A 12,752-nucleotide genomic window follows, 5' to 3' on the forward strand; every position below is an offset into this window, starting at 1 on the left:
CGTCTTCCTTCAGTCGACGCGGGTGGCCAGTTGAGCCATCAGACTATCCCACGCTTCGATCGCCGGATCGAGTGCCGTTGCCAGCGGATCGAACTTCCTGCGCGTCACGGCACGGGCAAGCTGAAACTGCACGGACTTCGCCGTTTCCGAGATTTTGCGCGCGGCCTCGGCCGCCTCGTTCAGGCTGCCATCCGGCGCGAGCCAGTCGAGATGGCTGCCGGCGAGTTCGAAATTCGCACCGAGCTGGCGCAGCGTGTTGAAGGCGTATTTGTGGAAGAAGCCGAAGGGGCGATCGGCCACCGCTTCCACCTGGCCCGGAAAGACCTTTGCGAAGGCCGCAACCGGATTTTCGGCGGGGCGGCGGGCGAAATGCACGGCGGCGAGGCGTTTTGCCTCGCGGCGCAGATGGGTCTCGTCCGGCCGCTTTTCCGGGAATTTGGCGAATTCCGTGTAGGGCAGGAAGGGCAGGTCGTCGGGGCCGTCGTTCAGATGAAACAGACCGTCGAAATCCGCGCCTTCCAGCCGGAAGAAGCCGGCATTGTGGAAGTAATCGAGCCGCTTTGCCTGAAGGTCCAGCCGGTTGATCGCGACCGTCGTCTTGCCGTGCTCCTGGCCGTAGGCGACGCCGCGGGTATCCGGCATGTAGAAGCTGTCCATCTCAACGAGGCAGAGGCGGCCGCGCGCGATCTGGGTCGCGACATGGCTCTCCACTTTGTCGAAAATGGCAAGTTCCGTGCAGCGGATGCCGTAGAGGCTTTCCAGGTCTTCCAGCGGCACCTTGAAGAAGGTGAACTGGTCGCCCTCGAAATCCTGGGTCAGGGAGAAGCCGAGCATCGCCTCCGGGGCGCTCCCGAAGGCGTTCAGCACCTCGATCCAGAGATCGACATAGCAGTTCGTCTCCGGCCACATGCGCTCCGCATCGTGCAGCGCGTGCGGCCGAAAGGTCTCGGGGGCTGCCCCGGGGAAGACGGCGGCCATGCTCAGTCCTGATATCCGAGCGTCTTGCGAACGTCGTCCGGCCAGGCGGCGATATCCATGCCGTGGCGGGCGAAGAGGGCAAGTGCGATGCGCTCCAGGCCAAAACCGACGCAGGCGGTGTGCGCGACGTCGCCGTTTTCAAGATTGAGCCCCCACTTCGCGCCAAAGGCGTCCTGGTGATAGTTGAAGCTCATGCAGGCGGTCGGCTTGGCGGCCGAGGTCACGGGGATGAGCAGCTCGAACTTCAGGTTCTGGTCGCGCTGATTGTTGGCCAGCATGCGGCCGGCGCGGCCGAAGAACGGGTCGTTCGCCACATCCATCGTCACGTCGAGGCCGACCTTGGCCATCATGTCGAGGCCGCGGTCCATCCAGGTCTGGCGGAAGGTCGTCACATGCTCCTGCGTGCCCATGCAGACATATTCGCGCATGCGGAAAAGCTGCTGGCGGGCCGGATCGTTCGAGGGCTCGTGGCGGAAGCAGTAGGACTGCAGATCGTAGAGACCACCCTTAGCCGGCAGGCGGCCGCGCTTGGCAATCGTCGGATAGAGCGGATAGCAGGCCGCCGGCGTCAGCACGATGTCGGTCGCCTTCTGGTCCTTGGTCCAGTCGCCGCCGACCTCCATGCATTGCAGGAGGCTCATATGGTCGAGTTCGCCGCCGCAGAAGCTGTGCACGGTGCCGGCGAGCTGCGGAAAGCTCTTCATGTAGCCCGAGGTTTCGAAATGCGCGCGGTTCATGCCCGGCGGAAAGCGCATCGCCTCCGCGCCGTCGGCGCCGCCATAGGCGTCGATCAGCCGCTCGAAGCGGGCGATGACATCCTCGAAGGCGCCGCTGCGGCCGTAAAGGCCTTCGACGCCGGTGTCGATGAGGAGGCCCGAATCGAAGAGCCGGTCGAGAAGGGAGGTCTGCATGTCCATGGTGTCACCCGATCAGGCTGGTGTCCTGCTTGTGCACAAGCAGGAGGTTCGACGTGTTGCCGAGGATGCGGTCGTTGGAGATCATGAGCTGGGCGGAATGCGCGTCGCGCAGATGCCGGCCGAGGCTGAAGGGCGTGCCGTTCTTGTAGCCCATGATGCCGCAGATCAGCATGGCCTGGTTGATGATGGTGAGGATCGTTTCGGAGGAGGCGATCTTCACATTGTTCATCGCCACGGCAAAGCCCATGGAGGAGAGGCGGTCCGGATCGGCCTTGGCCGCTTCATATTCCTTGAGGCCCGCAATTGTATTCGATTTGACGAGCTGGAGAAGATTCGAGGCTTCCGCAAGCCGCAACGCGCCGGGTGGTGTCACGCCGGGGCTTTTGCGCGCGGCGGCGCGCACGAAGGCCTGTGCACGGGCGACGGCGTTGACGGCGATGCCGTACCACACTGCGCTCCAAAGCAGGTGCGAGGTGGCGAGCATCGACTGTGCCGCGATCTCGGCGAAGGGTTTGGGCAGGATCTGCGCCTTCGGCGCCTCGCCCTTGAACAGCCAGCCGTCCGAGCAGGTCCCGCGCATGCCGAGCGTATCCCAGACATGGGTTTGCGCGAGCGTATACTGGTCCCTGGTGAAGACGGTCATCACCTGGTCGGTCGAGGCGGCGTCCGCATGGGCGCGCGAGGTGATGAGGATCGCGTCGGCATGGGCACCGTAGGAGATGACGGTGGCGTCCTTGGTAAGGCGGCAGGTGTCGCCGGTAATCTCGATGGCGCAGATGCTGTTGCGCAGGTTGCCGCCGATGCCGCCCTCGGTCGTTGCCGAGGCGAGGAGAAGCTGTTCGTCGGAAACGCGGCGCATGAAGCCCGAGTGCCAGGCATCACCCGCGCCGTGTGAGACGAGGCTCGACAGCTTGATATGGTGCATGGCGAAGACCATGGCGGCGGCCGAGCAGGTCTGGCCGAGCACCGAGCAGATTTCGGCGATTTCAGAGACGGAGGCGTCCTCGCCGCCGAGCGTGGCGGGAATCTGGATGGACAGCAGCCGTTCGGCGATCATCGCATCGACGGCTTCCCGCGGGAAGCGGCCCTTGGCGTCCACGTCGTCGGCATGTGCTGCGGCCACGGCGGAGACGCGCTCGGCGCGTTCCGTCAGCCCCTTTCCGACGGTGAGTGTCATTCGGCGGCCTCCGTGCTCCCGACAAGGCCCGACACCGCCTTCGTGATCGCGTCGATGCTTTGGAAGGACTTGCGGTTGAGCAGGTTGTCGGGGAATTCGACGTCGAAGGCGTCTTCGATGCCGAGCATCACCTGCACGGAAGCAAAGGAGGAGAGGCCGGCTGCATAGAGATCGGCATCGTCCGCGAGCTGATCGACCGGCGTCGGCAGGCCACCGTGTTTCGCCAGGATATCACGAATCTTCTGCTTCATGGTCTTCTCCGTCGTTTTCATTGCCGGCCGGACAGCGGGCTCTTGGCTTATCGTTCCTCAAAGGCATAACCGACGGTTGATAAGATCGGCTGAAAGGACATGGATAAGATTTCGTGAAGCGGGTGGGATTGCTGGATTGAACCGAGGCGTACCATTGCGGTGCTTTGTGAAGAAGGTGGTAACAGTCCCGGTTTTTCAGGGCGTTGGAGGAAGTGTGTTATGTCCTGAAATGGTGCGTCCCGCCGGCGTAAAAACTCCGTTAGCCATAAACGCAGGACGTGTAGGATTGAATGACAAAGAGGGTTGAAGTGGCCGTTTCCGGCGGTTCGGGAAGAGCGGTTTGCGGTTGCCAACGACGATGCGACCCTTCGGTATCTGGATCGACATCGCCTTTCAGCGCCTGCGCCTGAAGCCGACGGCAGCCTTGAGCAGCCGGTCGTGGCGCTCCGGTTGAACTCTTGCCGGAGGTGCTCTTTCGGGATTGGGAGGCGGGATATGGGCGACCTCTGCCTCGTACAGTGAAGAAAAGCCGTTTCGGAGGACTACAAAAGTTGTCGCCTGAGCAGCGCCTCGAGCCAGTCGGCGAAGACCTGCAACCGACGGGAGAGGTGCTGGCGGTGCGGGTATAGCAGGGCCATCGGCATCGGCTCGGCGCGGTGATGGGGCATGATCTCGACCAGTTCTCCGGCTTCCAGGTGCCCTCTGACGTCATAGGCCGGTATCTGGATCAGTCCGAGGCCGGCGAGACAGCAGGCGATATAGGCCTCCGCACTGTTGACGGTGACGCGTCCCTGCATCTGCATCCTGTGCAGCGTCCCGTTTTCAAGCCATTCCCAGTCCTCGACCCGACCGCTGGAAGGCGAGGCGTAGTTGATCGCCCGGTGATCCCGGAGATCGTCTGGCGTGTGCGGCGTTCCGTGAAGCGCCAGATAGGCCGGGCTGGCGACGTTGATGAGCGGCAGTCTGCCGATCGGGCGTGCGATCAGGCCGGAATCACCGAGCGAACCGACGCGCAGAACGCAATCGACGCCGTCTTCGACGAGATTTACCGCGCGGTCGGTGACGCCGAGATCGATGTCGATCTCGGGATAGTCGTCAAGGAAGCCGGGCAGGGCCGGCGCGACGATCAGGCGTCCGATCCGGCCGGGCACGTCGATTCGCAGCTTTCCCGATGGCCGTGCGGATGTCTGGCGGAACAGGTTTTCCGTGTCCTCGACATCGGCGATGACGCGCTGGCAGCGTTCGTAGAAGGCCACGCCGTCCTGGGTCGGGGAGACCTTGCGCGTGGTGCGATAGAGCAGCCGCGCGCCGACGCGGCCCTCCAGTTCCTGAACGGCTGCCGATACGGAAGAACGGGCAATCCCCAGCGTATCGGCGGCGCGGGTGAAGCTTGCCTGCTCGACGACACGCGCGAAAATGCGGAACAGATCGATACGGTCCACGTGTTCTATCCACTCGATTGCACGGAATTTCTGACAAGTGATGTCAGAATGGCCGTCTTTATCGGCTGATCCTAGACGATATGTTCTTCCCAAGAAAGCGATCGCTCATGTGATCGCGGAACCGGCAAAGGAGGCCGCCCATGACCGACCACAGCATTAAAGGCAAAACCGTCATCATCGCCGGAGGCGCGAAGAACCTTGGCGGGCTGGTCGCCCGTGACCTCGCGGCACATGGCGCGAAGGCGATCGCAATCCACTACAACAGCGCCGCCAGCAGGGCGGAGGCCGACGCCACCGTGGCCGCCGTCAAGGCCGCGGGCGCGGAGGCCGTCGCCTTCCAGGCCGACCTGACGACGGCCGGTGCCGTCGAAAAACTGTTCGTCGATGCGGTCGCTGCCATCGGCCGGCCGGATATCGCCATCAACACCGTCGGAAAGGTGCTGAAGAAGCCCATGCTCGAGATCAGCGAAGCCGAATATGACGAGATGAGCGCCGTCAACGCCAAAACGGCCTTCTTCTTCATCAAGGAAGCAGGCCGGCATCTCAACGACAATGGCAAGCTGGTGACGCTCGTCACGTCCCTGCTCGGCGCCTTCACGCCCTTTTATGCGAGCTATGCCGGCACCAAGGCGCCGGTCGAGCATTTCACGCGGGCCGCGTCCAAGGAGTTCGGTGAGCGCGGCATCTCGGTAACGGCGATCGGGCCGGGCCCGATGGATACACCCTTCTTCTATCCGGCCGAGGGAGCCGACGCGGTTGCCTATCACAAGACCGCCGCAGCCCTGTCGGGGTTTTCGAAAACCGGCCTCACCGATATCGAGGATATTGTCCCCTATATCCGCTTCATGGTTTCCGATGGCTGGTGGATGACCGGCCAGACCATCCTCGTCAACGGCGGCTACACGACGAAGTAGGGGCGAGGGGCGGCCTTCCTCCCACGGGATAGGCCGCCTTCTGTCCGCCGGGATGGTCGTGGCGGCGCATTCCGGTTTTCGGGATCACACGGGGCTGCTGACGGGAGCGGTGCTCTCGCGGACGATGATTTCGACCGGCAGGATCGTCTCCGCGGGGATGTCCTCCGCCTTCTCGCCATTCATGAGTTGCAGCAGCACGGTGGCCGCGGTCTGGCCGGCACTGTGCTGGAGGATGCGGACGGTCGTCAACCGGGGGCGGATGAGGTCGAGAAACGGCATGTCGTTGAAGCCGGTGACGGAAACCTCGCGCGGGCAGTCGATGCCGCGCTCGCGCAACTCGTCGATCGCGCCCAGTGCAAGACGGTCGTTGGCGCACAGGACGGCCGTGAATTTCCGGCCCGGTACCAGGAGATCCCGGATGCAGCGTGCGCCTTCCTGCTCGTCGAAGCGCCGGGCGGTTGCCACGAGGTCGGGGCGGAACTCCAGTGAAAGGGCAGCAGCGGCGTTGCGGAAGGCGGCAAGGCGAAGCTGGCCGGTCGACAGGTCCTGCGGACCGGCGAGATGGGCAATGTCGCGATGGCCGAGATCGCGCAGGTGGCGCAGCATCTCGCAGATGCCGGCGTCCTCGTCGTTGATGATATAGGGAATCTGCGAGTTCTCGACCATGCGGTTCAGCGTCACCACCGGCAGGCCTTCGGCTGCGGCCCGCGCGATGGACGGATCGCTTCTCAACACGGCCGCGTGAATGATGCCATCGACGCCGCGGTCCCGCAGCACGTCGACAAGACGGCTTTCCCGATCCCGTTCGCTATCGGTGTTGACGATGATCGATGCGTAGCCCAGCGGCTCGAGAACGCTCTCGATACCGCGCAGGATAGGCGGAAAGATCACGTTGGTGATGTCGGGAATCATCACGCCGACGGTCATCGTGCGATTGGTCCGAAGCCCGGCGGCAATGCGGTTCGGCCGATATCCCAAGGCATCCGCCGCAGCCTGGATGCGGCTGGCAACCTCTTCCGTGATCGATTTGCGCTCCACAGGATCAAGCGCCCGGGAGACGGTGGATACGTGTACGCCTGTCTCCCGGGCGATATCCTTCAGCGTAACCCGTTTCTGCCGCATCTGATCCCCTCTGATTTTTCCATATTAGCAGATGACGGATGGCGCACGCAATCGTTTGCGAAAATCCTTGACCAAACGCAAGTGCCATGATACCTCATCTTCGCAATCGATTGCATGAGCACTTGGAGGAGAGCTCCTGCATCGGGCAGATACCGGTTCGTCGTGGAGGGCGACCGGGAAAATACCCCTAATGATCCCGGACGGGGAATGCGGCAGCGTCCGCAGGGCTTCCTTTACCGGGCACGAAATTCAGCCGGGCTCCCCGCGGTGGGCGCCCGGTCGCGGATACAATCGATCGCTAACGGGAGGAAGGCGTATGAGATTGAATACATTGCTCGCGGCAACGGCCGCTGTGGCGATTACGGCCAGTGCGGCCCATGCGGAAAATCTGAGGATAGGCGCTTCGCTGCCGATTACCGGGGGACTCTCGGTCAGTGGCGAAAAACACAAGCGGGGCTACGAGCTCTGCACGAAACTGATCAACGAAGCCGGCGGCATTCTCGGCCGGCAGGTCGAGCTGATCGTCAGCGACAACCGGTCCGACACGGCGACCGCGATCAACCAGTACGAACGTTTCATCAATGTCGACAAGGTCGAGGCGGTATATGGCACGTTTTCGAGCCGCCTGACCTTCCCGGTCGCCAGCATCCTTTCGAAATACAACATGGTGCACGCCATTCCCTCGGGCGGGGCGCTGCGCATCTACGAGCAGGGCTACAAGAACCTGTTCTACTTCCAGGTCAACGCCGCTGAATATACCGGCAAGGACGTGGCCGCGGTGATCAAGCAGCTCATTCCGGCCGGCGAAGCGCCGAAGAGTGTGGCCGTGGTTTCAGCGGACGACTTCTTCGCCAATGCCATCGAGGCGGGTCTGCTCGGGCAGAAGGTGAAGGACCCCGCGACCGACAAGGAGATCGCCGATCTGGCACCCGGTTACCTCGCGGATGCGGGTATCGAGGTCCTGATGAAGGAGAAGTGGCCGGAGGAAGGTTTCAACGACTGGCTGAACCTTGCCAATTCGGTCAAGCGCTCCGGTGCCGAGATGGTCATCGGCCTCACGGCATCGGCGGAAGAAGCGGTGCAGTTGACCCGCAGCCTCAAGACCGTCGGCGCCACTCCCAAGCTGGTCTATCTCAGCCAGGGAGCGCAGACGGAGTTCATCGAGGGCGTTGGCAAGGAAGCGGCCGATGGCGTGCTGATCCACACCACCTGGCACAAAGACGTGCCGTTCGAGAGCACGCTGGCCGGCAAGCCGTTCAACAACGCTGACTTCGTCAAGGCCTTCACCGCCGAATACAGTGTCGAACCGGACGAGGACAGCGCCATTCCGTTCGCCGTCTGCCAGGGTATCGAGCAGGCGATCCTCGGAGCGGGGACCACCGACAATGCCAAGATGGGCGAATGGCTGCATGCGCGCACCAAGGAGGACCCGGTCCGCACGGTGCTTGGCCGCTTCTCCTGGGATGACGTCGGCCTGCCGGTGGAGAAGTCCCACATCATGACGCAGTGGCAGGATGGCAGCCTGAAGTTCGTCTACCCGACTGGCGAATTCGAGGGCGTATCGCCGTTCAGCTATCCCAAGAACGGGTTCTGAGAAGACAGGCAGTGGAGGGGTGCCCGCCCGGGCATCCTTCCCGTCGCCGGCCATTGTCAGCGCAACTGCGAAAGGTAGATGGCGCATGCTGGAAGTGAAGAACCTCTGTAAGCATTTCGGCGGCATCAAGGCTGTCGACGGTGCGACGTTCACGGTTGAGAAAGGCGCGATCACCGCCCTGATCGGACCGAACGGCGCCGGAAAGACGACGGCGTTCAACTGCATCAGCCGAACGGCGGCGCCGACATCCGGCGAGGTCTGGCTCGATGGCGAGCGGATCGACCACCTCCGGCCGCACAAGATCACGGCCAAGGGCCTCAGCCGGACGTTCCAGATCTCGCGCAACCTCGGCGACATGACGGTGATCGAGAATGTCATCGTTCAATCCCGGGTCGAGGGCCTGCGCGGCCTGTTCCGCCCCGCCATGTCGCGGGAGGAGAAGGACAAGGCGATGTCGATCCTCGATTTCCTCGGCATCACCCGCATCGCCCACGAGGATGGTCACAATCTCTCCTACGGGCAGAAGAAGCTCATGGACCTCGCCGCGCTTTTGATGTCCGACCCGAAGATCATCCTGCTCGACGAGCCGGCCGGCGGGGTCAACCCGTCGCTGATGGAAGAGATCGTCGGCCATATCCGCGCGCTCAACGACAAGGGCCTGACGGTGCTGATCGTGGAGCACAACATGGACCTGATCATGCGCCTCTCGCACAAGGTCGTGGTCATGGCGCACGGCAAGGTCATCTGCGCCGGCACGCCCGACGTCGTGCGCAGGGATCCCCACGTGCTGGATGCCTATCTCGGCGGCGTCCTGGAAGATGAGGCCGCCTGATGACGAAACTTCTTGAGGTCACCAACATCACCGCCGGCTACGGCGACGGCCCCGCCATCATCGATGGGGCGCATCTGACCGTCGAGCCCGGCAAGGTCCATTGCATCATCGGCCCCAACGGTGCCGGCAAGTCGACGCTGCTCAAGGCGATCTGCGGCATGCTGTCGATCCGCAAGGGCGACGTTCTGTTCAAGGGCGAGCGGCTGAACGGGCTGCGCCCAGACCAAATCCTGCGCAAGGGCATCTGTTTCGTGCCGCAGGAACGGGCGCTGTTTGCGAAGATGACCGTGCGGGAGAACCTGCGCATGGGCGGTTTCATCCTTGACGACAAGAAGGAGCTGGAGCGCCGCATCGAAGGCATTCTCGAACGTTTCCCGATCCTTCGCGAGCGTGCCGACCAGCATGCCGGCACGATGTCCGGCGGCCAGCAGCAGACGCTCGCCATGGCCCGCACGCTCATCATCAAGCCGGACATCGTCATGCTGGACGAGCCGTCCCTCGGTCTTGCGCCGAAGGTCGTCCAGGAGATGTTCGACATCATGAAGATGATGTCGGCGGAAGGCGTCACCGTCCTCCTCGTCGAACAGAACGCGCTGATGGGGCTCAGGAACGCCGACTGGGGCGTGGTGCTCGATCTCGGCCGGACACTGTTCGAAGGCCCGGCCGCCACGGTGCTGGCCGATCCGCGCATCCAGGAACTCTACCTCGGCGGCAAGAAGGCCGCCTGACGAGGAACAGACATGGCAGAGATATTGCAGATACTGATCCTGGGCCTGGCGCTTGGCGGCGTCATCGCTCTCATGGGCTCCGGCCTGTCGCTTGTCTTCGGCGTGATGCGCATCGTCAATCTCGCCCATCCCGCGCTGATCATCGGCGGCGCCTACATCACCTACCTGGCGTTCAAGACGTTCGGTATCGACCCGATCGCCATGCTGCCCGTCGCGGCCGTTGCGATGGCGGCCGTCGGCGTGGTGCTCTACCGGCTGCTGTTCCAGCGAGAGACCAAGAGCGCCAAATACTCCGAGATGACCGTGCTGCTCACCTTCGCGTTGGCGATGATGGTGGAGGGGCTGCTTGGTGGCCTGTTCACAAACACGCAGCGGGTGACGTCGCCCGACTACGCCACCGCGGCGTTCTTCATCGGCGACGTCTTCATCCCCAAGGGGCAGCTCTATGCCGGTCTCGTCTCGCTGGCGATCATCGCGGCGCTGTCCCTGTTCCTCAAATATTCGCGGCTCGGCTATGCCATCCGTGCCACGACGCAGAACCGCGAGGCGGCCGAACTCCTCGGCGTCAACGTACAGTTCATCAGCGTGCTTGCCTTTGCCATCGGCATCGGTCTTGCGGGTGCTGCCGGATCGCTGGTCAGCTTCGTGTTCAGCTTCTTTCCGGCCAAGCACTGGGAGTGGATCGCCATGCTGATGTCGGTGGTCGTTCTCGGCGGCATGGGCAGCATTCTCGGCACGGTGGTCGGCGCGCTGGTCTTGTCCGTCATCGCCGCCTTTGTCGGCACCTGGATCGGGGCGACCTGGTCGACGCTGACCTTCTTCCTCGCCCTTTTCATCATTCTGCTGGTTCGGCCACAGGGCCTGTTCGGCGAAAAACCGGAGATGGCATGATGGCCGTTACCCTTCAGGATTCCAGCGCCAGCGCTGTCATCGAGGCGCGCCGCGCCCACAACGAGAAACTGTCGCGCAAGGCGGACCAGACCCGCGCGACCTGGTTCCCGCTCACCTTGCTTGCGCTGCTCGCCGCACTGCCGCTGCTGCAATTTACCGGGAACTACAATTACGTCTTGCACCTGGTGCTGTTCACCGCCTCCTACGTCGCCATGGCCTCGGGCTGGAACATCCTCGGCGGCTTTGCCGGTTACGTCTCGCTCGGCCACGCGGTGTTCTTCGGCGTCGGGGGGTATTTCTCCGGCATGCTTCTGGCGCGCTACGGCATTTCCACGCTGATCACCGCGCCGATTGCCGGCCTCGTTGCCGCAGCCCTCGGCTATGCCGTCGGCATGGTCACGCTCAAGGTACGCGGCCCGAGCTTCATCATCTCGTCGATCGCCCTTTTGATGATCGCCCGTATCCTGTTCGACAACTGGCACTTCATCGGTGGTGCCAACGGTCTCACCCTGCCGCCGAATGACCTGTCGGTGCAGTGGGCGAAGGTGCCGTACTACTATGCCATGCTGGCGATCGCGGCCTTCACCGTATGGTCGGCCTACAAGATCAAGCACTCCAAGTTCGGCCTTGGTCTGCGGGCTCTCTCCAAGGACGAGATCAAGGCGGAAAGCGCCGGCATCGACACGCGCTTCTACAAGGTTTCGGCTTTCGCACTCTCGGCCTTCTTCGTCGGCATGGCGGGTGCGGTATGGGGCGAGTACCTCACCTATCTCCGGCCGAACATTTTCCTGCTCATCCTGATCTCGGCCAACATGGTGCTGATGTGCATCCTCGGCGGCAAGGGCACGATCGCCGGACCGGTGATCGGCGCGGTCCTCATCGTCGCGCTCAACGAGCTCTTCGTCGCCACCATGGGGGCATCCGAAATCAACATCCTCGGCACCGGCCTGGTGATGGCGCTCGGCCTGATCTTCTTCCCGCTTGGACTGGTCGGGACCCTCGCCAGAAGCGGAAGGCTGCCGCGCGTCCTCAACTGGGACTAGCCAGGCACCGCACGGCCCGACATCAGAGAAGACGGCTCGTATCATCAACGAGAGGAAACCGACATGCCCGAATTCGTGCTTTACAACGCGCCGCAGTCCACATGCAGCCAGCGGGTTCGCTATGTCCTTCACGCCAAGGGCAAGGCCTTCGAGGAACACAAGCTCGATCTCTTCAAGGGGGATCAGCTGAAGCCGGAATATCTCGCGATCAACCCCAATGGCGTGGTCCCGACCCTGCTGCATGACGGTGCCCCGGTCACCGATTCCGCCGTCATCATGGAGTATCTGGAGGATATCCTCGGCGGCTTGGCACCGCTGAGGCCCGGCGATCCGCTCAAGGTGGCGGAGATGCGCGCGATGATGCGTTTCATCGACGAGGTGCCGACACCGGCGATCCGCGTGCCGTCGTACAATCTGGCTTTCCTGCCGCACTTCCAGGCGATGGGCGATGAAGAGTTCCAGGCGTTGTGTGACAGCAAACCCCTGCGCCGCGAGTTCCTCATGAAGATGGGGCGCACGGGGTTCCCGAAAGCCGAGATGGACGAGGCCCTGGCACGTCTGCAGCGTGGCATCGACCGCATGGCGGCCTGGCTTGCCGCCAGCGGCGGGCCCTGGCTGATGGGCGCGGACCTCAGCCTTGCCGATATCGCGATCATGCCCGTCATCGTGCGGATGGACGATATCCGGCTTTCCGGCACATGGCATGGCGCCCCGGCGATTGGCCGCTGGCTCGAGAGGATCCGGGAAACGCCCGCCTTTTCTGCGGCCTATTACCACGGGTCGTTGTTGACCGAAAAATACCCACACCTCAAGGCCGGCGCGAAGCAGCCCGAGCCCGTGAATGCCTGAACGCAGTGGAGGAT

13 protein-coding genes are annotated in these 12,752 nt (G+C 63.2%); 7 read left to right on the forward strand and 6 right to left on the reverse strand.

Annotation, left to right across the window (positions count from 1 at the left end; all coding sequences use genetic code 11):
- Window positions 1-9: 9 nt before the first annotated feature.
- The 5 genes from K0P03_RS28525 to K0P03_RS28545 form a co-directional block, all read right to left on the reverse strand.
- On the reverse strand, window positions 10-978 hold the full coding sequence (locus K0P03_RS28525) for a DUF1839 family protein (RefSeq protein WP_272791346.1): 969 nt from the start codon (window positions 976-978) through the stop codon (window positions 10-12).
- Between the two features lie 2 nt (window positions 979-980).
- Window positions 981-1,895 carry an amino acid--[acyl-carrier-protein] ligase gene (locus K0P03_RS28530; RefSeq protein ID WP_272791347.1) on the reverse strand — a complete coding sequence of 305 codons (915 nt, stop codon included), beginning with the start codon at window positions 1,893-1,895 and terminating at the stop codon, window positions 981-983.
- A gap of 4 nt (window positions 1,896-1,899) precedes the next feature.
- On the reverse strand, window positions 1,900-3,072 hold the full coding sequence (locus tag K0P03_RS28535) for an acyl-CoA dehydrogenase family protein (RefSeq protein WP_272791348.1): 1,173 nt from the start codon (window positions 3,070-3,072) through the stop codon (window positions 1,900-1,902).
- Window positions 3,069-3,323: an acyl carrier protein gene (locus K0P03_RS28540; RefSeq protein WP_023512092.1), complete on the reverse strand. Its 255-nt coding sequence runs from the start codon at window positions 3,321-3,323 to the stop codon at window positions 3,069-3,071. The genes K0P03_RS28535 and K0P03_RS28540 overlap by 4 nt, the downstream gene beginning before the upstream one ends.
- A gap of 542 nt (window positions 3,324-3,865) precedes the next feature.
- A complete protein-coding gene (locus K0P03_RS28545) occupies window positions 3,866-4,765 on the reverse strand; it encodes a LysR family transcriptional regulator (protein WP_023512126.1) in 900 nt (299 codons plus the stop codon).
- 140 nt (window positions 4,766-4,905) lie between these two features.
- On the opposite strand from K0P03_RS28545, the gene K0P03_RS28550 reads away from it, so the two are divergent.
- Complete coding sequence (locus tag K0P03_RS28550) at window positions 4,906-5,679, forward strand: SDR family oxidoreductase (RefSeq protein WP_130514241.1); 774 nt, start codon at window positions 4,906-4,908, stop codon at window positions 5,677-5,679.
- 84 nt (window positions 5,680-5,763) lie between these two features.
- On the opposite strand, the gene K0P03_RS28555 is transcribed toward K0P03_RS28550, so the two are convergent.
- Window positions 5,764-6,801: a LacI family DNA-binding transcriptional regulator gene (locus K0P03_RS28555; protein WP_130514242.1), complete on the reverse strand. Its 1,038-nt coding sequence runs from the start codon at window positions 6,799-6,801 to the stop codon at window positions 5,764-5,766.
- A 316-nt stretch (window positions 6,802-7,117) separates the two neighbouring features.
- Here K0P03_RS28555 and K0P03_RS28560 point away from each other — a divergent pair, with 316 nt between their 5' ends.
- From K0P03_RS28560 to K0P03_RS28585, 6 genes are all read left to right on the forward strand, one after another.
- Complete coding sequence (locus tag K0P03_RS28560) at window positions 7,118-8,395, forward strand: amino acid ABC transporter substrate-binding protein (protein ID WP_023512129.1); 1,278 nt, start codon at window positions 7,118-7,120, stop codon at window positions 8,393-8,395.
- An 85-nt stretch (window positions 8,396-8,480) separates the two neighbouring features.
- Entirely contained in the window at window positions 8,481-9,227 is a 747-nt protein-coding gene (locus tag K0P03_RS28565; protein WP_050744624.1) for an ABC transporter ATP-binding protein, read from the forward strand.
- Window positions 9,227-9,955, forward strand: a complete 729-nt coding sequence (locus K0P03_RS28570; RefSeq protein ID WP_050744625.1) for an ABC transporter ATP-binding protein — start codon at window positions 9,227-9,229, stop codon at window positions 9,953-9,955. The genes K0P03_RS28565 and K0P03_RS28570 overlap by 1 nt, the downstream gene beginning before the upstream one ends.
- Before the next feature lie 12 nt (window positions 9,956-9,967).
- Window positions 9,968-10,846: a branched-chain amino acid ABC transporter permease gene (locus K0P03_RS28575; RefSeq protein ID WP_023512132.1), complete on the forward strand. Its 879-nt coding sequence runs from the start codon at window positions 9,968-9,970 to the stop codon at window positions 10,844-10,846.
- A complete protein-coding gene (locus K0P03_RS28580; RefSeq protein WP_050744626.1) occupies window positions 10,843-11,889 on the forward strand; it encodes a branched-chain amino acid ABC transporter permease in 1,047 nt (348 codons plus the stop codon). The genes K0P03_RS28575 and K0P03_RS28580 overlap by 4 nt, the downstream gene beginning before the upstream one ends.
- Before the next feature lie 63 nt (window positions 11,890-11,952).
- Window positions 11,953-12,738 (forward strand): glutathione S-transferase family protein, encoded by a 786-nt coding sequence (locus K0P03_RS28585; protein ID WP_023512134.1) that lies wholly within the window; start codon window positions 11,953-11,955, stop codon window positions 12,736-12,738.
- Window positions 12,739-12,752 lie beyond the last annotated feature (14 nt).

This window comes from Shinella sp. HY16, from assembly GCF_028534175.1.
Classification (GTDB): domain Bacteria; phylum Pseudomonadota; class Alphaproteobacteria; order Rhizobiales; family Rhizobiaceae; genus Shinella.

What these genes read in the sequence shown, in the direction of transcription:
- K0P03_RS28525 (WP_272791346.1), bottom strand. Translation starts at nt 978, where the DNA reads ATGGCCGCCGTCTTCCCCGGGGCAGCCCCCGAGACCTTTCGGCCGCAC.
- K0P03_RS28530 (WP_272791347.1), bottom strand. Translation starts at nt 1,895, where the DNA reads ATGGACATGCAGACCTCCCTTCTCGACCGGCTCTTCGATTCGGGCCTC.
- K0P03_RS28535 (WP_272791348.1), bottom strand. Translation starts at nt 3,072, where the DNA reads ATGACACTCACCGTCGGAAAGGGGCTGACGGAACGCGCCGAGCGCGTC.
- K0P03_RS28540 (WP_023512092.1), bottom strand. Translation starts at nt 3,323, where the DNA reads ATGAAGCAGAAGATTCGTGATATCCTGGCGAAACACGGTGGCCTGCCG.
- K0P03_RS28550 (WP_130514241.1), top strand. Translation starts at nt 4,906, where the DNA reads ATGACCGACCACAGCATTAAAGGCAAAACCGTCATCATCGCCGGAGGC.
- K0P03_RS28555 (WP_130514242.1), bottom strand. Translation starts at nt 6,801, where the DNA reads ATGCGGCAGAAACGGGTTACGCTGAAGGATATCGCCCGGGAGACAGGC.
- K0P03_RS28560 (WP_023512129.1), top strand. Translation starts at nt 7,118, where the DNA reads ATGAGATTGAATACATTGCTCGCGGCAACGGCCGCTGTGGCGATTACG.
- K0P03_RS28565 (WP_050744624.1), top strand. Translation starts at nt 8,481, where the DNA reads ATGCTGGAAGTGAAGAACCTCTGTAAGCATTTCGGCGGCATCAAGGCT.
- K0P03_RS28570 (WP_050744625.1), top strand. Translation starts at nt 9,227, where the DNA reads ATGACGAAACTTCTTGAGGTCACCAACATCACCGCCGGCTACGGCGAC.
- K0P03_RS28575 (WP_023512132.1), top strand. Translation starts at nt 9,968, where the DNA reads ATGGCAGAGATATTGCAGATACTGATCCTGGGCCTGGCGCTTGGCGGC.
- K0P03_RS28580 (WP_050744626.1), top strand. Translation starts at nt 10,843, where the DNA reads ATGATGGCCGTTACCCTTCAGGATTCCAGCGCCAGCGCTGTCATCGAG.
- K0P03_RS28585 (WP_023512134.1), top strand. Translation starts at nt 11,953, where the DNA reads ATGCCCGAATTCGTGCTTTACAACGCGCCGCAGTCCACATGCAGCCAG.